Origin of the sequence: Burkholderia sp. E168m15 (genome assembly GCF_016586105.1) — a bacterium.
Taxonomy (GTDB): domain Bacteria; phylum Pseudomonadota; class Gammaproteobacteria; order Burkholderiales; family Burkholderiaceae; genus Burkholderia; species Burkholderia orbicola.
In genome coordinates this window covers 1-19398 of the sequence record NZ_BCPO01000197.1, presented here as the reverse complement: position 1 = coordinate 19398, position 19398 = coordinate 1, and the positions used below count along the sequence as shown (strand labels likewise).

Sequence of the window (19398 nt, the reverse complement as noted above, 5' to 3'; positions counted from 1 at the left end):
GCCGCTTTGCGCGAGGCCGCCGTTACCGGCGATCGTGCCGCCGAGGCTCAGGCCGGCCGCGCCGTTCAGGCCCAGCGTGGCGCCTGCATCGAGATTCACCGCATTGCCGAGCAGCGTGCCGCCGACGTTGGTCGCCAGCGAGCCGCCCGCACCGGTCACATGCAGCGCGCCGGTGCCGAGCGCCGCGCCGGTGCCGGCGATCAGCCCGCCGCCGCTCAGCGCCGTGCCGCCCGAGAACGTGTTCGCGCCGAGCAGCGTCGTCGTCCCCGCGCCGGTTTGCGCAAGACCGCCATTGCCGGCGATCGTGCCGCTCAGGCCGAGGTTGGCCGAACCGTTCAGGCCCAGCGTCACGCCGGTGTCGATATTCACGGCATTGCCGAGCAACGTGCCGCCGATGCTGGTGCCGAGCGTGCCGCCCGCGCTGCTCACGTTCAGCGCGCCCGCGCCGAGCGCCGTGCCGGTGCCGACGACGAGCCCCCCGCCGCCCGTCAGATTCGTTCCGCCCGTGAACGAATTGGCGCCGTTCAGCGTCAGCGTGCCGGTGCCGCTCGCGTTCAGCGCACCGCCGCCGCCGATCGTGCCCGACAACGCGAGCCCGTTCGCGCCGTCGACCGTCAGGCTCGTGCCGAGCGCCACGTTGTTGAGGAGGTTCACGCCGGCCGCGCCGGCCTCGAGCGTGCCGCCGCCGGCGACGATCGTGCCGGTGCCCAGGGCCCCGGCGCCGTGGACGATCGCGGTGCCGCCGGTCAGCGACGCGTTCGTCGCGGTCGATGCGCCGGTGAGGTCCCACGTGCCGCCCTGCACGCCGAGGTTGTTGAAATTGCCGTACGTATCGACTGCAATGGTGCCGTTCGCCGGGCTACCGACAGCCGTGTTCAGTTGCAGGTTGAGCGTGTTGTTGCCGCCCAGGCCGGCATCGACGCCGAGCCCGACCGACGACCCGGTCTGCGCATTGAACGTGTTCGACGTGCCGAGGGCCGCGCCCAGCGACACGTTGCCGGTGACGGTGCCGGCGTTGGTGAACGTGTTCCCCGCGCCCGGCGTCCCGCTGGGCGCGAGCACCACCGAACCGTTGATCGCGCCGCCGCTCGCGTTGGTGAAGTTGACCTGTGCGCCGCCCGACGTGGTCACGACCTGCGCGGTCGGGCCGGCGCTGAAGCCCAGCAAGCCGGTCGTACCGATCGTGCCGGCATTCGTGATGTTCGTCGTGCCGCCCGTGCCGTTGTATACCGTCAGCGCCGGCCCGTTGAGCAGCGAGCTCGTCGACCCCATCATCACGCCCGAGCTGGTGTTCGTGACGTTGACGGTGCTCGCCGACCCGACATTGCCGACCACCGTGCCGTTCGACACGAGGCTCAACCCGGACAACGCGGGGTCGATCCTGCCGTTGTTGGTCAGCGTGACGCCGCTGCCGGTCAGCGACAGCGCGGTGCCGCCGAGCAACGGCACCACGGATACGGTCGCGAGCGGCGCAACGGTCAGGTTGAGATTGTTGGTGCCGTTCGAATAGGACGTGGTGGCTCCGGTACAACTGACGATCGTCGTTCCGGTGCAGGCGGCCAGCGCGTCGACGGGGACGATCCCGGCACCGACCAGCGCGACCAGCATGCCGGTCGGGACGAGGAGTTTCGGACGTGCTTCCGCGCGCTTTTTGTTCGAGCCCATGCGCATACGCATAATCACACCTTCCCATAAGAGAATCGACGACACCGGGTATTGCCTCGACGCATTTAAAATGCCGAAGACAAATACTGGAATTCGCTATTCGATGTTTTTTAGAAAAACACCGCCCCGTCACCAATCCGAAGTGGTTGGCTGGATTAAAAACAAATAAGAATGAATCGATGAGAATTATTGAATCGGCATATTTTACTTTTAAGCCCCCTTCGTCACCCGGTAAGTTTTTCGCTAATCAGAAACAGTTGTTTTCATATAGCCGGAAGCACTGCCCGGGGGAGCACAGTCGAACCCCGTCCGTCCCTGCAGGCCAACACCGCCTCGCCGCCGAAATCCCGTATGTACGGAGCCTTCCGCCCGACAATCAAACGCCGGACCTGCCCGGTCGGACAACCGTACCGCCGTCGCCCCGCCTACCCGTTCGTCAGTACCTGCCGTCCGATTCTCATGTCTCCAGGCGTGATCGCGAGACAAATATAGGCTCGACTCGCAAACGTTTTCCATGGGCCGGATATTTTTTTGGCAAAACTCAACATTCTTTCATCCCGATTAACTCATTTACGCCCGAGATGAAAATGATTCTCTTTAAGTAAATCACGCAAATCATTAAGAAAGGCAAAAAAATCAAATTCCCGGATGCCGAATTTTTAGCGGATCTGCTTTAATTGATTCAGATCCGCCGCATTGCCTTTCCGATTCGCGGGCGATAACGAGGTGTCCAAGGGAGAACTTCACGATGGTGACGTTGAACATCAACAACCGGCCGGCCGAGATCGATGCCGATCCGTCGACGCCGGTGCTCTGGGTGCTGCGCGACAACCTCGGGCTGACCGGCACCAAGTTCGGCTGCGGCACCGGCGACTGCGGCGCCTGCACCGTTCATGTCGACGGCCGGGCGGCCCGAAGCTGCACGCTGGCGCTGTCGGCGGTCGGCAGTGCGCGCATCACGACGTCCGAACATCTCGCCGACGATGCGCTCGGCAAGGCCGTCCTCGACGCGTGGCTCCGGCACGACGTCGCGCAATGCGGCTACTGCCAGAGCGGTCAGATGATGAGCGCGGCCGCCCTGCTGCGCGGCAACAAGGCGCCGACCGACGCCGACATCGATCGCGCGATGGCCGGCAACCTGTGCCGCTGTGCGACCTACCAGCGCATCCGCGCCGCGATTCACGATGCGGCCAGCGCGCTTGCCTGAGCCTGCCGGGAGACTTTGACCATGCGTATTCGCACTGCCGGGCGCCCGGCGAGCACCGACGCCCCCCACCCCGACGCTTCGCCGGTCGCCGGAACAGGTTCTCCGTCGCTCGGCCGGCGCGGCTTCCTGAAACTCACGATGGCGGCGAGCGGCTGCCTTGCACTGGGCATCGCGCCGACCCGGGCCACGGCCGAAGCCGGCAAAGCCCTTCCGTCTTCGCCACCGCAAGCATTCCTGATCATCGCGCCGGACAACACGGTGACGATCGCCGTCAACCGGACGGAATCCGGCCAGGGCGTCAGCACCGCGCTGCCGATGGCGCTGGCCGACGAACTGGATGCCGACTGGCGCAACGTACGCACCGTGCTCGCACCGGCCGGCGAGCCGTACAAGGACCCGGTGACGGGCATCCAGATGACCGGCGGCGCGACGTCGGTCAATCACTCGTTCGCGCAATACCGCGAACTCGGCGCGTCCGCGCGCGCGATGCTCGTCGCCGCGGCCGCGCGGCGCTGGAACGTCGATCCCGCCGCGTGCCGCACCGCGAACGGTGTCGTGACGGCCGGCAACCGCAGCGCGACCTACGGCGAACTGGCGCCCGACGCGATGGAGATGCCGGTGCCGCAGCGGGTGCCGTTGAAATCGCCGGACCAGTTCCGCATCATCGGCAAGCCGACACCGCGCATCGACGCACGCGCGATGCTCGACGGCACGCTCAAGTACGGGATGGATTGGCGCCTGCCGGACATGAAGGTGGCCGTGATCGCGCGCCCGCCACGCTTCGGCGGGCAGGTCGCGAGCTACAACGCGGCCGCGGCCCGGGCGATCAAGGGCGTGGTGGAAGTCGTCGAGATCCCGGTCGACCGCGGCGGCACCGGCGTGGCCGTCATCGCCGATGGGTACTGGCCGGCCAAACTCGGGCGCGATGCGCTGCAGGTCACATGGAAGGACAGCGGGTCGAGCGTGTCGTCAGCGGAACAGATGCGCGCTTACAAGCAGCTCGCCGCCTCGCCCGGCACCGTGGTGCGGACAGCGTCGAGCGGCAGTGCGCCGCCACCGGCAACACGGATTCAGAAGGAATACGAATTTCCGTATCTCGCGCATGCGCCGATGGAGCCGCTCAGCTGTACGGTGGACGTCGGCCCGGCGAGCTGCGCGTGCGGGATCAAGATCTGGGGCGGATCGTCGCTGCAGACGGCCGATCGCGCCGCGGTCGCGAAGGCGCTCGGCGTGGCGCCGGCCAAGGTCCAGATCTTCACGTTGACGTCGGGCGGCGACTACGGCCGGCGTTCGACGCCGACGTCGGACTACGTGGTCGAAGCCGCGCGCGTATCCGCCGCCTATCTGGCGGCCGGCCACCTCGGCCCGGTCAAGACGATCTGGACGCGCGAGGACGATCTGCGCGGCGGCTATTACCGCCCGATGGTGCTGCATCGCGTCGACATCGGCGTGGACGGCAGCGGCACCGTGCGCGACTGGCAGCACGTCGTCGTCGGCCAGTCGGTGCTGAAGGGTTCGCCGCTCGAGCGCACGACGATTCGCAAGGGTGGCGTCGACCCCGCGCTGACCGAAGGCGTCGCCGACAGCCCGTACGGCTTTCCGATGCAGGTGTCGGTCCATCAGACGGACGCGGACGTGCCGGTCCAGTCGTGGCGCTCGGGCGGCCATACGCATACGGCATTCGTGATGGAGACGCTGGTCGACGAGCTCGCGCACGCGGCGCGACAGGACCCGGTCGCGTATCGGATGGCACGGCTGTCCGGTCCCGAGCACGCGCCCCATCGCCAGGCGCTCGCGCTCGCCGTCGACAAATCCGGCTACGGCACGCGCACGCTGCCTGCCGGGCACGCATGGGGCACGGCCATGCATGAATCGGCCGGGACGGTCGTGGCTTACGTGACGGAGGTCTCGATCGAAGCGCAGCAACCGCGCGTGCATCGCGTGACGGCCGGCGTGTATGCGGGCCGCATCGTCAACCCGACTGGCGCGGAAGCGCAGATCCAGGGCGGCGCGCTGTTCGGCCTCGCGACGACGAAGCCGGGCTTCGCGATCGACGTCGACCATGGCGCGGTGCGCAACGCCGGTTTCGCCGACTATCCACCCGTGCGCATGCAGGAAGCGCCGCCGGTGGATGTCTTCTTCGTTCCGTCGGACGCGCATCCGACCGGGTTGAGCGACGCCGGCGTGCCGCCGATCGCACCGGCGGTGGCCAACGGTGCGTTCGTCCTGACCGGCGAGCGGATGCATGCGTTGCCGTTCGCGCCGATGCTGGTCGCGGCAGCCGCCCCGGCGATGCCGGCGGCCCCCGCGGCAGCCGTCGACGACGATCCGTACGGCGACCTGGCGGCCGGCGGCTGCCGGATGCCGCGCAAGGCCAAGCCGGCCGCGTTGAAGCCCAGGACCGGTCAGAGCCAGGCAGGCGTCGGCCAGGCCCCGTCGATGCCGAAATTCCTGCGGCCGAAACGACGCGCCGGCATCCCGTGCATCGACGATCTGAAGAAAGGCACGGTGTGACGTAGACGATCCGGCCAGCGGCTGCGCCCGGCACGCCCGCCGGGCCAGGCGCAGCCGCATGGACCATCGCGACGGCGGGACAGCGCGCCCGCCGTCGCGTTCACCCTCGCACGCGCCGCATCCTGAGCGTCGCCGACGGCGATTCGCCGAACGCGCGCTTGTACTCGATCGCGAAGCGTCCGAGGTGCGCGAAACCCCATTTCAGCGCGATATCGGTGACCGACGCGAGCCCCGGCGTATCGTCGGCCAGCAGTTCGTCGCGCACATGTTGCAGCCGCAACTGCCGCACGAAGCCCATCGGCGTGATCCCGTGGCGATTGCGAAAGCCGGCGAACAGCGTGCTCGGGCTGACGCCGGCGAGATCGGCGAGCCGTTCGATCGTCAGCGGCTCGTCGAGATGCGCGCGAATGTATTCCTCGACGCGCCGCACGTAGAACGGCGCGAGCGCCGTCGGCAGGCGCCGCGTGCCGTCGCGTGCGCTGTTCGGGTGGCCGTGCAGCAGCAGGTTGAGCAGCGTCGATTCGAGCTGCTCGAACGCAAGCGGATGACGCAACGGATGCGCGTCCGTCGCGATCGCGCCGGCGAGCACCGGCAGCAATTGCGCGAGACAGGTGCCCTGCGGCGACGCCAGGCTGAATTCCGGTTCGAATTCGACGCTCGCACGCCGGTCGTCGCCGAAATGCCGCTGCGCGTGGCGCTCCATCACTTCACGCTCGATGCGCAGGATCACCTGCGGGCACGCATCGCCCCAGCGCATCTTCAACGGCAGCGTCGGCGAAAGCAGCGACGCGGTGCCCGGCGACGACACGAAGCGCGTCGCGCCGCATTCGATCTCGGCGTCGCCGCGCAGCGGAATCTGCAGCAGGAAGAAATGCTCGAGCGGCCCCGGCTCGATGCTGACGCCGCCACCGTAATCGAGCAGGTTCAACGACAGGTTGCCCCAGCGCGCATGGTGCATGCAGCTGTGCAGCGCACGCGATTCGCCGGTCGGCGTGAGCCGGTGCGGCTTGAACACATCGGCCACGCGTGCGCGCACCTCGTCGACGTCGTTCGACTGCAGCAGCAGCGTGTCGTGATTGAAACAGGCGGCATCGGCCAGCCAGCCGGTTTCGAAAAATTGCGCCATCGAAGTTCTCCCGTCGTGCTCGATCGCACTCGCGCCGTGCATGCATTCCCGCTATCGGGGAATCCGCCGCACGATCCGGACAGCGCCTGGAGTATCCGGACAGTCCGTCCTACGAAACACGCAAGTCCCGCGCAAGCCACGCAAGAAGCGGACCGTTCGCGCATCGTAGAAAACTGTGCGGGCCTTCCGCATCCGCACATACCCGCACTCGGCCCCGGCCCGCCGGCCTGCGGCAGCCGCTGCCGCAGGTTTCCGGAATTCGCGGATACCGGCCGAAGAAAGCGGATAGAAACGCCCATTTCGGCCGCCAATACTGGGCCGTCACCGAAACCAACCGCATGGAGGGACCCATGAACGGACGTCACATCGAGATTCCAGCGCCGGACGGCGGCGCGTTCCGCGCGTACCTGAGCACGCCGGCCGGCGGCACCGGGCCGGGCATCGTGCTCTGTCACGAGATCTTCGGCGCGAACGCGACGATGCGCGACGTGGCCGACTATTACGCCGAGGAAGGCTATACGGTGCTCGTGCCGGACCTGTTCTGGCGCCAGGCCCCGGGCATCGAGCTCGGTGATACGGCGGCCGATTTCGCGCGCGCGATGGCCCTTTATCGCGAATACGACGAAAACAAGGGCGTCGAGGACATCGGCGCCGCGCTGGCCGAGTTGCGCGAGCGGCCGGAATGCACGGGCGAGGCCGGCGTGCTCGGCTACTGCCTCGGCGGCAAGCTCGCGTATCTCGCCGCGTGCCGGCTGCCGGGCGTGGCCGCGGCGGTCAGTTACTACGGCGTGGGCATCGAGCATGCGCTGGACGAAGCCGCGCACCTGCACGGGCGGCTCGTGCTGCAGATCGCGGAGCTGGACCGCTTCTGCCCGCCCGACGCGCAGCAGCGCATCGCGGCTGCGCTGGCGGGCCGCGGCGGCGTCGAAGTCTACGTCTACCCCGGCGTCGATCATGCATTCGCCCGCGCCGGCGGCGATCATTTCGACAAGGCCGCCGCGGTCATGGCCCACCAGCGCGCGATCGCCGCGTTCCGCGCCGCGCTCGGCCCGCGCTACGACCTGTCCGCGCTGTGGGAAACGCACCTGAAGCACGAGTTCGACACGCGCAACGTCGACGCGACGATGGCCACGATGGTCGCCGAGCCGTACGTCAACCATATTCCGACACTGACGGGCGGCGTCGGCCACGACGAACTGAAGCGCTTCTACACGCATCACTTCGTGCATGCGAACCCGCCCGACACGACGATCACGCCGATCTCGCGCACGATCGCCGCGAGCCAGATCGTCGACGAGCTGCTGTTCCGCTTCACGCACACCACCGAGATCGACTGGATGCTGCCGGGCGTCGCGCCGACCGGCAAGCGTGTCGAGATTCCGCTCGTCGCGATCGTCAAGTTTCGCGGCGACAAGCTCTATCACGAACACATCTACTGGGACCAGGCGAGCGTGCTCGTGCAGATCGGCCTGCTCGATCCGGCCGGCCTGCCGGTCGCGGGCGTCGACACGGCCCGCAAGCTGCTCGACGAAACCGTCCCGTCGAACGGCCTGATGCGCCGCTGGCACGACAGCACGCCATCGACGGATGCGCACTGACGCGGCCCTTCCCTCACCCCACGATTCCCGGAGACACACCATGAATGCCCTTGCTGGCAAAGTCGCGCTCGTCACCGGCGGCGCCACGCTGATCGGCGCCGCGGTCGCGCAGGACCTGAGCCGCGCCGGTGCGTGCGTCGCGATCCTCGATCTCGATGCGGACAACGGCGCACGCGTGGCCGCGTCGCTCGGCGAACGGGCGCTGTTCATCGCGCTCGACATCACCGACGATCGTGCGATCGAGCGCGCGATCGCGACGATCGTCGAGCGGTTCGGCGCGATCGACGTGCTCGTCAATCTCGCGTGCAGCTATGTCGACGACGGCATCCATGCGACCCGGAACGACTGGCTCGCCGCGATGGACGTCAACGTCGTGTCGGCCGCGATGCTCGCGAAGGCCGTGCATCCGCACATGGCCCGGCGCGGCGGCGGCGCGATCGTGAACTTCAGCTCGATCTCCGCACAGTGCGCGCAAACCGGCCGCTGGCTGTATCCGACCTCGAAGGCCGCGATCCGCCAGCTCACGCGCAGCATGGCGATGGATCTCGCGCCCGATCGCATCCGCGTCAACTCGGTATCGCCGGGCTGGACCTGGTCGCGCGTGATGGACGAGATGACGCACGGCGACCGCGCGAAGACCGATCGCGTCGCCGCGCCGTTCCACCTGCTCGGACGCGTCGGCGATCCGTCGGAAGTCGCGCAGGTCGTCACGTTCCTGTGCAGCGACGCGGCGAGCTTCGTGACCGGCGCCGACTACGCGGTGGACGGCGGCTATGCCGCGATGGGCCCCGAACAGGCGGTGCCGGCCATTCCGCGGCTCGCGGAGTGACCGTGCCGCGTCGCCGCTTCCTCCAATCATGACGGCCGCTACGCAACCAACCAAGGACCTTCCCATGAGACGCATCGCTATCGTCGGCGCCGGCCAGTCCGGCCTGCAACTCGCCTTCGCCCTGCTCGACCAGGGCTACCACGTCACGCTCGCGACCAATCGTGACGCGGAGCAGATCCGCACGGGCAAGGTCATGTCGAGCCAGTGCATGTTCCACACGTCGTTGCAGATCGAGCGCGATCTCGGCCTGAATACGTGGGAGGAAGCGTGCCCGGCCGTCGAAGGCATCGGCATCGCGGTGCCGCACCCGGACGGCCACGGCCGCAAGGCGATCGACTGGTCGTCGCGCCTCACCCGCTACGCGCAGTCGGTCGACCAGCGCGTGAAGATGGCCGACTGGCTCGACGGCGTGCGCCGCCGCGGCGCGGACGTGCGCATCGCGGACATCGGCGTGCCCGAACTCGAGGCACTCGCGCGCAGCCACGACCTCGTGCTGCTCGCGGCCGGCAAGGGCGACATCGTCGGCCTGCTCGGCCGCGACGATGCGCGCAGCCCGTTCGACCGCCCGCAGCGCGCACTGGCTCTCACCTACGTGAAAGGGATGACGCCGAGCGAGCCGTATTCGCGCGTACGCTTCAACCTGCTGCCGGGCATCGGCGAGTATTTCGTGTTTCCCGCGCTGACCACCACGGGCCCATGCGAAATCATGGTGTTCGAAGGCATCCCCGGCGGCCCGCTCGACTGCTGGGCCGACGTGAAGACGCCCGAGCAGCATCTGGACCGCAGCCTGTCGTTCCTGCAACAGTACGTGCCATGGGAATTCGAACGCTGCCGCGACGTCGAACTCACCGATCCGAACGGCACGTTGGCCGGACGTTTCGCGCCGACCGTGCGCAAGCCGTTCTTCCGGCTGCCGTCGGGCCGCACCGTGTTCGGGATGGCCGATGCGGTGGTCGTCAACGATCCGATCACCGGCCAGGGCTCGAACAACGCCGCGAAATGCGCGAACGCGTATTTCGACGCGATCGTCGCGCGCGGCGCCGCGCCGTTCGGCGAAGACTGGATGCAGCAGACCTTCGAAGGCTATTGGGCCTATGCGCAGCATGTCGTGCGCTGGACGAACTCGCTGCTCACCCCGCCGCCACCGCACATCCTCGAACTGCTCGGCGCGGCCGGCCAGTCGCCGTCGCTCGCGAAAACGATCGTCGACGGCTTCGACGATCCGCGCCGGTTCGCGCCGTGGTGGTTCGAGCCGTCGGCGTGCGCGGCGCTGATCCGCGAACACAGTGTGCGTGCGGAGTAACCGCCATGGAAACGACCGTTACCGACCGCGCGGCCCTCGACCCGATGCAGTTGCGCGCCGCGTTCGGGCAGTTCCCGACCGGCGTCACCGTGATCACCACGTGCGCGGCCGACGGGCGCAAGGTGGGCCTCACCGCGAATTCGTTCTCGTCGCTGTCGCTCGATCCGCCGCTCGTGCTGTGGAGCCTGCGCAAGGTCGCGCCGAGCCGCCCGGATTTCGTCGCGGCCACGCACTTCGCGATCAACATCCTCGCGCACGACCAGATCGACCTGTCGCGGCGCTTCGCGACGCCCAGCGCCGACAAGTTCGACGGCGTGCCGCACGTGGCATCGGAGAGCGGCGGCGTGCCGTGTCTCGGCGGCGCGAGCGCGCGCTTCGTGTGCCGCAACGTCGGCCACTACGAAGGCGGCGACCACCTGCTCTTCATCGGCGAGATCGAACGGTTCGACGCATTCGGCAAGGCGCCGCTCGTGTTCCATGCCGGCCAGTATCGCGCGATCGCCGATCATCCCGATCTTTTACGTGCCATTTAATTAGTCATACAAACGAATAATCAGGAGGTGGTGAACATGAAACTCGGCTCTCGCCTGCTCGTCGCCGCAGGCTTCGCGATCGCCGGCCTCGCCAGCCACGCGCCGGCCCACGCGGCCGATCTGCCCGCGGTCAACCTCGGCATGACCAGTTTCCTCGACGGGATGCCGCCGGCCGGCGCCGGCTGGTACGGCACGCAGTACCTGCAGTACTACACGGCCGGCCGCGTCAACGACAATGCGGGCAACAAGGTCGGGTTGCCGAAGCAGGACATCGACCTGTTCGCCGGCTTGAGCCAGCTCGTCTATCAGTCGCCGCTGACGTTCGCGGGCATGCATCCGGGCCTCGACGTGATCCTGCCGTGGATTGCGTCCGCGCGCACCGACGACGGCATCGGCAACGTCGCGCTGAATGCGCGCGCCGGCTTCGGCGATCTGCTGATCGGCCCGTTCATCCAGTTCGACCCGGTGATGGGCACGCAGGGCCCGCGCTTCGCGCAGCGCGTCGAATTCCAGTTCATCGTGCCGACCGGCGCGTACGATCCGTCGCGCGCGATCAATCCCGGCAGCCATTTCTGGTCGTTCGATCCGTACTGGGCCGCGACGCTGTGGCTCACGCCGAAATGGACCGTGTCGTGGCGGCTGCACTATCTGTGGAACGCGACCAACCATCAGCCGGCCACGGCACTCGGCCCCGACGTGACGTCGACGCAGGCCGGTCAGGCGCTCCACGTGAACTTCGCGACCGAGTACGAAGTGCGGCCCGGCCTGCGGCTGGGGCTCAACGGCTACTGGCTGCGCCAGACCACCGACATGAAGGCCAACGGGCAGGACGTGCCGGGCGCGCGCGAAGCCGTGTTCGCGATCGGGCCGGGGGCGATGGTCAGCTTCTCGCCGCACGATCACCTGCTGTTCAACGCGTACTTCGAGACTTATGCGCGCAACCGGCCGCAGGGCACGCGGATGGTGCTGCGCTACGTGCATCACTTCCAGTGACGCGCGGCGCGCCGGCTGCCCCGCCACGGGGCACCGCCGCTTCAACGGGTTAGCAGTAGGGGGCAGCCGTGAAGGCGGTGGACTACGGCTTGTTCCATGACCGACCATGGGTCCAGGATGCACTGACGCCGCTATGGTCGACCTGTCTCGCGGCGCCGCCTGGGGAGGGAGCCTCCATGAAGCCTGTTGCCGTGCCGGCCGCCGGATGGCCACCGCGTGGCCCCGGGGCCGGCACATCCGGCCTTTATCGATGCGCGCGAAGCCGCATCCGCGCGCCGCTCACGGCGCGACGCCAACGAACGTCGGCAGCAGCACGCGATACACGTGAATCATCGCCGGGCCGAGCAGCACCATCATCAGCGCGGGAAAGATGCAGAAGATCAGCGGAAACAGCAGCTTCAGCGCGATCTTCGCCGCGCGTTCCTCCGCGCGCATCCGGCGCCGCGTGCGCAGCATGTCCGACAGCACGCGCAGCGATTCGCTGATGCTCGTGCCGAACCGGTCGGCCTGGATCAGCATCGCGCAGAACGATTCGATGTCCTCCACGCCGGTGCGCAGCGCGAGATTGCGCAGCGCCGTCTCCTTCGTGAAGCCGGAGCGCATCTCGAGCAGCAGCAGGTCGAGTTCGCTCGCGACCACCTCGCTGCGAAACCGCAGCTCCTCGCTCACCTTCATCAGCGCCGCGTCGAGCCCGAGGCCGGCTTCGACGCACACCGTCAGCAAGTCGAGCGCGTCCGGAAAATCCTCGAAGATCTTCCGCTGGCGCACCTTGACCCGCTGCGACAGCACGATGTTCGGAATGTAATAGCCGATGCCGGCGAGCGCGACGAGGATCAGCGACAGCAGCGCACGCTCGTCGCCGAGCGACGTGGTGATCAGCGCCAGCAGCGCGGCGCACGGCAGGCCGAGCGCGAGCATCGTCTTCGCGGTGAAGTACACCGCGGCCGCGCTCTGGTTGCGCCAGCCGGCATTCATCAGCCGGATGCGCAACGGCGAATTCTCCCAGCCCTCCTTCGGCACCGACAGCTTCGAGATCGGGCTGGACAGCTCGACCAGCTTCGCGACCCAGCGCGACGCCATGTCGTCGCCGTCGCCCGCGCCGGCGACGCCGCCCGCCCCGGTCCCGCCGGCCTGCTGGAGCCGGCGCTGGATGCCGCGCGGCGCGAACAGCAGCATCGCGACGAGCACGCCGCCGGCCACGAAGATGAACAAGCCGCCCAGCATCACGGCCTGGACCACGCTCAGGTTTTGCATGACAACCTCGCAACGGTTCGTTATTCGGCTCGCGCGTCAGACGCGAATGCGCACGATACGGCGAATCCAGAACAGGCCGAACAGCATCGACACCAGCATCGTGCCGACCATCCGGATCCCCGCCGGGTCCTCCCAGAGCACCGACAGGAATTCGCGGTTCAGCAGCGCCATCACCGCCGCGGTGCCGAACGGCAAGAGCCCGAGAATCCACGCCGACAGCCGCCCTTCCGCCGACAGCACGCGCACCTTGTCGAACAGCTTGAAGCGCTCGCGGATCAGCCCGGCGATGCTCTCGAGCAACTCGGCCAGGTTGCCGCCCGTCTCGCGCTGGATCAGCACCGCGATCACGAAGTAGCGCAGGTCCTGCACCGGCACGCGCGTCGCGAGGTTCGTCAGCGCGTCGTGCAGCGACACGCCGTAGTTGACCTCGTCGAACGTGACGCGGAATTCGCCGCCCATCGGCTCGGAAAACTCGTCGCCGACCATCCCGAGCGTGCTCGTGAACGAATGGCCGGAACGCAGCGCGCGCGCGATCATGTCGCAGATGTCCGGCAACTGCCGCTCGAGCTTGCGCATCCGCTTGGCGCGGCAGCGCAGCACGTACGTCATCGGCAGCCACCCGGCGACCAGCGCGACCGGCACCGCGGCGAGTTGCGGCAAGCGGGCGAAACTCGCCACGAACCACGCGAGGGCCGCGAACGTCGCGCTGAGCGTGATCAGCTTCGGCAGCGTCCAGTCGAGGCCCGACTGCTGGATCACGAGGTCGAGCGCATGCACGCGCGGCAGGCGCAGCAGCAGCCGGTCGAACGGCTTCGACTCGTCGAGCATGCGCTTCTTCAGGATCGACAGCCGCTCCTGCTGGACGTTGCCGCCGGCCGACATCGCGCGAATGCGCGACTCGATCCGGCGCGCGGCGGCGCCGTGCCGCGCGTTCCACCATTGATAGATGCCCTCGATCGACAGCACGACCGCGACGAAGGTAAGAATCACAAAACCGTAAAAGATCGCATTCATGAGGCCTCCCCGGCAGCGCACGGCGCCCTGGCGTCAGTCCGTCTCGTAATGCACGGACGGGTCGTACAGCGAATCCGGCAGGTTGATGCCGAACGCTTGCAGCCGCTCGGCGAACTTCGGCCGCACGCCGGTCGCGCAGAAGTGGCCGCGCACCGCGCCGTCGCGGTCCACGCCCGTGCGCTTGAACGTGAAGATCTCCTGCATGTTGATGATGTCGCCTTCCATCCCGGTCAGCTCCTGGATGCTGACGATCTTGCGCTTGCCATCGGTCAGGCGCGCCGCCTGCACGACCACCGAGATCGCCGACGCGATCTGCTGGCGCATCGTCTTCGGCGGCAGCGTCAGGCCGGACACGCTGACCATGTTCTCGAGGCGCGTCAGCGCGTCGCGCGGCGTATTCGCGTGGATCGTCGCGAGCGAGCCTTCGTGGCCGGTGTTCATCGCGTTGAGCATGTCGAGCGCTTCGGCGCCGCGCACTTCGCCGAGGATGATGCGGTCCGGGCGCATCCGCAGCGCGTTGCGCACCAGCGTGCGCTGCGTGATCTCGCCCTTGCCCTCGATGTTCGGCGGGCGCGTCTCGAGCCGCAGCACGTGCGGCTGCTGCAGTTGCAGCTCGGCGGCGTCCTCGATCGTCACGATCCGCTCGTTGCGCGGAATGAAGCCGGACAGGATGTTGAGCAGCGTCGTCTTGCCGCTGCCGGTGCCGCCCGACACCAGCACGTTCACCTTCGCGCGCGACAGCGCGTCGAGCAGCTCGGCCATCGGCGGCGTCAGGCTGTGGTAGCGCACCAGGTCGTCCATCTTCAGCGGGTTGACCGCGAAGCGCCGGATCGACATCAGCGGCCCGTCGATCGCGGACGGCGGGATGATCGCGTTCACGCGCGAACCGTCCGGCAGCCGGGCGTCGACCATCGGGCTCGATTCGTCGATGCGGCGCCCGACGCGCGACACGATCTTCTCGATCACCTTCATCAGGTGCGCGTCGTCGTAGAACGTCACGTCGGTCAGTTCGAGCTGGCCGCAGCGCTCGACGTAGACCTGCCGGTACGTGTTCACGAGGATGTCGGAAATGCCGGGGTCGCGCAGCAGCGCTTCGAGCGGGCCGAAGCCGAACATCTCGTCGTACACGTCGATCGCGAGCTGGCGCCGCTCGATGTCGTTCGCCGGCAGCCGCTCCTCGTCGAGGATGCGCGCGATCAGCGCGCCGATTTCCATGCGGATCTGATCCTGATGCAGCCGGGACAGGCGCTCGAGCTCGACGCGCTCGAGCACCGCCAGATGAATTTCGCGGCGCAGCTTCTGGTATGCGTCGCGCACCGACGAATGCGCCGGGCCGGCCGCGTCACTGGCCGCCAGCGGCTGGGCCCGGTGCAAGGACATCTGTTCGCGCAATGACATGATGGTTCCCCGAAAGAATTACATCGACTTGAGCTTCGGCGTGGCCTTGCGGCCGAACAGCCGGGACATCAACGGTTCGCTGTGCGTCGCGCCGCGTCCCGCGCGCACTTCGCCGTCGACGAGTTGCTTCGCACAGCCCTGCAACGCCCGTACGACCGCCGAGCCGCGCGCGAGCCGCGACACCGGATGGCCCTGGTTGATCGCTTCGAGCACGGTGTCGGCGTCGTCGGGAATCGTGCAGGCCGCGTGCAGGCCGAGCACTTCCTCGAGCGCGGCGCGGGTCCGCTCGCTCGCGCGGGTCGTGCGGTTCACGATCAGCCGCAACTGGTCGGTCGAGTAGCCGAGCGACACGAGAATTTCCAGCAGCCGGCGGCCGGCGCGCACGTGCGGCATCGCGGGCTGCAGCACGATCTGGATCTGGTCGCTGCGATCGAGCGCGACCATCGACAGCGGGTTGATGCCGACGCCGACGTCGAAGATCACGAAGTCGTAGCGCGGCGCGGCGACGCCGAGAATCCATTCGAGCGCGTCCTCGCGCATCTCGGCGGCCTTGACCGGGTCGCCGGCGCCCGCCAGCACGTGGAAGTTTTCCGTCACGTGCGCGACGCTCGCGTCGAGAAACGCGCCGTCGAGCCGCTCGATCTGCGCGCACAGCTGCGGCAGCGTCGACGGCGGCGTTTCGTCGCTGACGAGGAATGCCGCGTCGGCGAACTGCTGGTTCAGGTCGATCAGCAGCACGCGGCGCTTGAAGCCCTCCGCGATCTCGAACGCGATGTTGCCGGCCGCGAAGCTCGTGCCGACCCCGCCCTTGCACGACATGAACGACACGATCCGCGTGTCGTCGGTATCGCGCCGCGTGCTTTGCGCGGCCGCCCGCCCGAGCGCGTTGCCGAGCGCCTGCGGATCGAGCGGCCACTGCAGCACGTCGCGGGCGCCCGCGCGCATCGCGTCGAGCAGCACGTGCGGCGATGCGTCGGCCGTCACGAGGATGCAGGTCAGGCCCGCATGCGCACGGCAGATGCGCTCGATCGCCGACAGCTCGGACGGCTCCAGCGACGTGCCGTCGATCAGCAGGATGTCGAACGCATCGAGCCCGTCGGTGCGATGCTCGATCTGCGACGGGCGGCCGGTGGCGCGCGTCGTGCGATAGCGTCCGCAGTCGGCCACGAGACGCGCGATCTGCGTGAGCCGCGCGGTATCGTCGGAAGCTACGAGGATGTTGATCATGTCGTGTGCCTCGTCTTTTCGATTAGTTGCAGGCGGAACCGCCCGTCGCGGAATTCAGGCTTTCGCGCGGCAGCGTCGTCGTGAACGGCGGCATCCTGACCGTGACGTTCATGAACGGGATCATGGTCTTGACGGTGACGTTCGTGACGCTCACCGTCACGAACGAGCACGTGTTCACGTCGCAGCTCGACGGCGTGTAGTTGACCGACACGTTCGCGCTCGACAGCAGCGGCAGCAGCGATCGCACGCGTTTCACGACACCCGCGGCGTTCACGTCGCAAACCACCGCGGTGCGCGCGCCGAGGCGCACGGCCTCGCTCGCGGTGTTCCAGTAGAACAGCACGCGGCCGAACTCGAAGATGCCGATCAGCAGCATGATCAGCACCGACGCGATCAGCGCGAATTCGACGATCGCCACGCCGCGCTGCGCGCGCCGGCGTGACAGTGGAAAATGGCGCGCGTTCATGACACCTGCCTCATCACGGTGACGATGTTGCCGAAGGTGATCGACGGCAGCCACGGGTACGCGGGGATCGGCTGGTACTGGTAGCCCGAGATCTTCACTTCGACGACGTTGATCGCGCCCGTGGCCGTGCCGCTCGCCGCGTTGTTGTTCGAATCGTAGGTCGGCAGGTTCGCGAACTGCGACGGGTCGGACGCATCGCTGCAGCCGGTCGTGCGCTGTGCGTCGCAGATCGTGACCATCGACGTCGTGAGCCCGGGCACCAGCTCGGTGCCCGACGAGCCGCACGTCGTGCTGCCGTACACGACGAGACACTGCGCCTGCGACACCGGATACGCGCTGTCGGTCGGCAGCCAGACCGACAGGTAGCGTGCCGCATCGCGCGTGGCCTTGGTCAGCGTCTCGTACTGGTAGATCGCGCGACCGAACTCGGCCACGCCCGTCGCGAGCATGATCATCGGCATCAGCACGAGCGCGAACTCGACGGCGACGACGCCACGGGTGCGCGAACGACGAATCGGCGGCTTCTTCATGATCGTCTCTCCGCTATTGAACGAGCATCGGCACCTGGGTGCCCGACGCACTGCCGCTGCCGGGCAAGCCATGCGTCGCGCACGGGTTGTTGCCCGAGACCGACGAGCCGAGGTATTCGAGGTGCGCGACGACGGCGCCGCTGCCGGCGCTGAACGGGAGCGGATCGAGCATCAGCACGCAATCCCATTGCGTGACGTGCACCTTGCCGCTGCTGCCCTTCAGCGTCGAACAGTCGCCTTCCGGCGCGAGCGCGAGGCGCCGGTCGCTGCCGTACGTCGAGTAGTTGCTCGCCGTCGCCGTGCCGTTGGTGGCGATGCCACTGCCCGACGGCGGCGCGCCGTCGCCCTGGTAAGGCTTGAAGCTCGCACGGTCGGCCACGAACTGCGTGTATGCGTCACCCTTGATGCCCGCCGTTCCGGGCGGCCCGTAGTTCGGCCCGACGTATGCGTAGCCGGTGAAGTCGGGCTGGCCGCTCGAACCGTTCGCGCCGTTCGTATAGATGCCGAAGCGCGTATTCCACGCACGCTGCGACGCCGACTTCATGCCCGTGGTGGCCAGATCGGGCGGACTCGTGATGTTGCAGGTATTGCCCGACAGCTCGCTCGCGAGCGTCGTCTCGTTCGTCGAGCCGTCGAGCGCCGCCCAGCCGAAGTTGCCGGGCCCGTAGGTCGACGACGACCCGGACGGCGACGAGATCCAGTCGCCGACCTTGTAGGCCGGATCGGACGGGCCACGGCACACGAACACGGGAATCGCGCAGGTGGTCTGCCCGCCGCCGACGGTCGCGATCGCGCTCGCCGACACTTCCGCCGCATTCGCGAGCTTCGTGCCCGGCAGCACGTTCAGCACCTCGATGAACCAGTGCGCGATGTTGCTCAGCGTCGCGGTGCACTGCACGTACTTGATGTTCGCCGGCGTCGTGACCGCGTTCTTGGTCAGGAACGGGTTGGTCAGCGAATCGCTGAACGTGACGTTCGCGTTGGTCGACATCTGTACCGACGTCTTCTGGAAAAACACGAAATTCAGATGGCCGGCGGCGATGCCGTCGGCTTCGGCGACCGACAAGCTGATCGCCGACGTCAGGTCGCGCGCGGCGGACAGCGCGCAGGCATCGGCGCTGTTCTGCAGTTCGCTGCGCGTGACGTACAGCTTGCCGAGATCCAGCGCGAGCCCGACGAACCCGATCATCACCGCCAGTGCGAGACCGACGATGATCGCGACGGCACCGCGCTGGCGGTGCAGGCTGCGACGCGTGACTTTCGGATAGCGGGCTGCGCGGTTCATGGCGTTCTCCCTGAGCGTGCCGTCGTTACTGGGTCGACTTGCCGATGCCGATCACGAACGCATTGGTGGGCGGCTGGACCTGCTTGAACGACTTGTCGTAGTTGTCGAGCGCAGACGCGGCGGCGCCGCCGTCGACCCCCGGTGCCGATACCGGACGTTCGCCGGCATGCGGATCGATGATCTGGGCGTGCATCACGGTGCGGACCGAGTCGCCGAAGCGGCTGTCCCACACCGGGGTCGACGACATGCAGCCGGCAAGCGCGAACGCGAGCGGGGCGGCGAGCGCCGCGCGGCGCACGAATACGAGGTAGGCGGATTTCATGAGCTTCCCCTTGGACGGTTTCAACGATCGGTGGACTGGGGTTCCGCGCCGGCGCGCGCAATCTGCGCTTTCGGCGCCGCCGCGCTCCGGTGCTTCGGTCGCGCCGCCGGCTGGGCCGACGGTTCGGGGCCGGC

16 protein-coding genes and 1 pseudogene are annotated in these 19398 nt (G+C 67.9%); 7 read left to right on the top strand and 10 right to left on the bottom strand.

Annotated elements, in window-relative coordinates; genetic code table 11:
* Positions 1–1677, bottom strand: a pseudogene (locus JMF86_RS31425) (autotransporter-associated beta strand repeat-containing protein); the annotation flags it as partial.
* A 736-nt stretch (positions 1678–2413) separates the two neighbouring features.
* On the opposite strand from JMF86_RS31425, the gene JMF86_RS31420 reads away from it, so the two are divergent.
* Both JMF86_RS31420 and JMF86_RS31415 read left to right on the top strand, forming a co-directional pair.
* Positions 2414–2872: a (2Fe-2S)-binding protein gene (locus tag JMF86_RS31420; RefSeq protein ID WP_011549039.1), complete on the top strand. Its 459-nt coding sequence runs from the start codon at positions 2414–2416 to the stop codon at positions 2870–2872.
* Positions 2873–2893: 21 nt separating this feature from the next.
* Entirely contained in the window at positions 2894–5386 is a 2493-nt protein-coding gene (locus tag JMF86_RS31415; RefSeq protein WP_054928648.1) for a xanthine dehydrogenase family protein molybdopterin-binding subunit, read from the top strand.
* Positions 5387–5486: 100 nt separating this feature from the next.
* On the opposite strand, the gene JMF86_RS31410 is transcribed toward JMF86_RS31415, so the two are convergent.
* Positions 5487–6512, bottom strand: coding sequence for an AraC family transcriptional regulator (locus tag JMF86_RS31410; RefSeq protein ID WP_041489513.1), 1026 nt, complete (start codon positions 6510–6512; stop codon positions 5487–5489).
* A gap of 350 nt (positions 6513–6862) precedes the next feature.
* Between JMF86_RS31410 and JMF86_RS31405 the strand changes: the two genes are divergently transcribed.
* The 5 genes from JMF86_RS31405 to JMF86_RS31385 all read left to right on the top strand — a co-directional run bounded on the left by JMF86_RS31405 (position 6863) and on the right by JMF86_RS31385 (position 11768).
* Complete coding sequence (locus JMF86_RS31405) at positions 6863–8110, top strand: dienelactone hydrolase family protein (protein ID WP_011549042.1); 1248 nt, start codon at positions 6863–6865, stop codon at positions 8108–8110.
* A gap of 40 nt (positions 8111–8150) precedes the next feature.
* Complete coding sequence (locus JMF86_RS31400; protein ID WP_011549043.1) at positions 8151–8939, top strand: SDR family oxidoreductase; 789 nt, start codon at positions 8151–8153, stop codon at positions 8937–8939.
* Between the two features lie 64 nt (positions 8940–9003).
* The gene (locus JMF86_RS31395) at positions 9004–10242 is read left to right on the top strand and encodes a styrene monooxygenase/indole monooxygenase family protein (RefSeq protein ID WP_006486286.1); all 1239 of its coding nucleotides are present in this window, start codon (positions 9004–9006) and stop codon (positions 10240–10242) included.
* Positions 10243–10247: 5 nt separating this feature from the next.
* Positions 10248–10775, top strand: a complete 528-nt coding sequence (locus tag JMF86_RS31390; protein ID WP_011549044.1) for a flavin reductase family protein — start codon at positions 10248–10250, stop codon at positions 10773–10775.
* A 36-nt stretch (positions 10776–10811) separates the two neighbouring features.
* A complete protein-coding gene (locus tag JMF86_RS31385; RefSeq protein WP_011549045.1) occupies positions 10812–11768 on the top strand; it encodes a transporter in 957 nt (318 codons plus the stop codon).
* 279 nt (positions 11769–12047) lie between these two features.
* Here JMF86_RS31385 and JMF86_RS31380 read toward each other — a convergent pair whose 3' ends face one another.
* Genes JMF86_RS31380 through JMF86_RS31345 form a run of 8 tightly spaced genes read right to left on the bottom strand, consistent with a single transcriptional unit; the run spans position 12048 to position 19264 of the window.
* Positions 12048–13022 (bottom strand): type II secretion system F family protein, encoded by a 975-nt coding sequence (locus JMF86_RS31380; RefSeq protein WP_011549046.1) that lies wholly within the window; start codon positions 13020–13022, stop codon positions 12048–12050.
* Between the two features lie 36 nt (positions 13023–13058).
* Entirely contained in the window at positions 13059–14036 is a 978-nt protein-coding gene (locus tag JMF86_RS31375) for a type II secretion system F family protein (RefSeq protein ID WP_011695056.1), read from the bottom strand.
* A 33-nt stretch (positions 14037–14069) separates the two neighbouring features.
* Positions 14070–15434 (bottom strand): CpaF family protein, encoded by a 1365-nt coding sequence (locus tag JMF86_RS31370; RefSeq protein ID WP_011549048.1) that lies wholly within the window; start codon positions 15432–15434, stop codon positions 14070–14072.
* An 18-nt stretch (positions 15435–15452) separates the two neighbouring features.
* Complete coding sequence (locus JMF86_RS31365; protein WP_011549049.1) at positions 15453–16661, bottom strand: AAA family ATPase; 1209 nt, start codon at positions 16659–16661, stop codon at positions 15453–15455.
* A gap of 22 nt (positions 16662–16683) precedes the next feature.
* A complete protein-coding gene (locus JMF86_RS31360; protein ID WP_011549050.1) occupies positions 16684–17127 on the bottom strand; it encodes a TadE/TadG family type IV pilus assembly protein in 444 nt (147 codons plus the stop codon).
* Complete coding sequence (locus JMF86_RS31355) at positions 17124–17657, bottom strand: TadE/TadG family type IV pilus assembly protein (protein WP_011549051.1); 534 nt, start codon at positions 17655–17657, stop codon at positions 17124–17126. The genes JMF86_RS31360 and JMF86_RS31355 overlap by 4 nt, the downstream gene beginning before the upstream one ends.
* A 13-nt stretch (positions 17658–17670) precedes the next feature.
* The gene (locus tag JMF86_RS31350) at positions 17671–18942 is read right to left on the bottom strand and encodes a pilus assembly protein TadG-related protein (protein ID WP_011549052.1); all 1272 of its coding nucleotides are present in this window, start codon (positions 18940–18942) and stop codon (positions 17671–17673) included.
* Positions 18943–18967: 25 nt separating this feature from the next.
* Positions 18968–19264, bottom strand: coding sequence for a hypothetical protein (locus tag JMF86_RS31345; RefSeq protein ID WP_041489514.1), 297 nt, complete (start codon positions 19262–19264; stop codon positions 18968–18970).
* Positions 19265–19398 lie beyond the last annotated feature (134 nt).

Excerpts from the sequence above, each read along its gene's own strand:
- JMF86_RS31420 (WP_011549039.1), top strand. The coding sequence starts at position 2,414 with ATGGTGACGTTGAACATCAACAACCGGCCGGCCGAGATCGATGCCGAT.
- JMF86_RS31415 (WP_054928648.1), top strand. The coding sequence starts at position 2,894 with ATGCGTATTCGCACTGCCGGGCGCCCGGCGAGCACCGACGCCCCCCAC.
- JMF86_RS31410 (WP_041489513.1), bottom strand. The coding sequence starts at position 6,512 with ATGGCGCAATTTTTCGAAACCGGCTGGCTGGCCGATGCCGCCTGTTTC.
- JMF86_RS31405 (WP_011549042.1), top strand. The coding sequence starts at position 6,863 with ATGAACGGACGTCACATCGAGATTCCAGCGCCGGACGGCGGCGCGTTC.
- JMF86_RS31400 (WP_011549043.1), top strand. The coding sequence starts at position 8,151 with ATGAATGCCCTTGCTGGCAAAGTCGCGCTCGTCACCGGCGGCGCCACG.
- JMF86_RS31395 (WP_006486286.1), top strand. The coding sequence starts at position 9,004 with ATGAGACGCATCGCTATCGTCGGCGCCGGCCAGTCCGGCCTGCAACTC.
- JMF86_RS31390 (WP_011549044.1), top strand. The coding sequence starts at position 10,248 with ATGGAAACGACCGTTACCGACCGCGCGGCCCTCGACCCGATGCAGTTG.
- JMF86_RS31385 (WP_011549045.1), top strand. The coding sequence starts at position 10,812 with ATGAAACTCGGCTCTCGCCTGCTCGTCGCCGCAGGCTTCGCGATCGCC.
- JMF86_RS31380 (WP_011549046.1), bottom strand. The coding sequence starts at position 13,022 with ATGCAAAACCTGAGCGTGGTCCAGGCCGTGATGCTGGGCGGCTTGTTC.
- JMF86_RS31375 (WP_011695056.1), bottom strand. The coding sequence starts at position 14,036 with ATGAATGCGATCTTTTACGGTTTTGTGATTCTTACCTTCGTCGCGGTC.
- JMF86_RS31370 (WP_011549048.1), bottom strand. The coding sequence starts at position 15,434 with ATGTCATTGCGCGAACAGATGTCCTTGCACCGGGCCCAGCCGCTGGCG.
- JMF86_RS31365 (WP_011549049.1), bottom strand. The coding sequence starts at position 16,661 with ATGATCAACATCCTCGTAGCTTCCGACGATACCGCGCGGCTCACGCAG.
- JMF86_RS31360 (WP_011549050.1), bottom strand. The coding sequence starts at position 17,127 with ATGAACGCGCGCCATTTTCCACTGTCACGCCGGCGCGCGCAGCGCGGC.
- JMF86_RS31355 (WP_011549051.1), bottom strand. The coding sequence starts at position 17,657 with ATGAAGAAGCCGCCGATTCGTCGTTCGCGCACCCGTGGCGTCGTCGCC.
- JMF86_RS31350 (WP_011549052.1), bottom strand. The coding sequence starts at position 18,942 with ATGAACCGCGCAGCCCGCTATCCGAAAGTCACGCGTCGCAGCCTGCAC.
- JMF86_RS31345 (WP_041489514.1), bottom strand. The coding sequence starts at position 19,264 with ATGAAATCCGCCTACCTCGTATTCGTGCGCCGCGCGGCGCTCGCCGCC.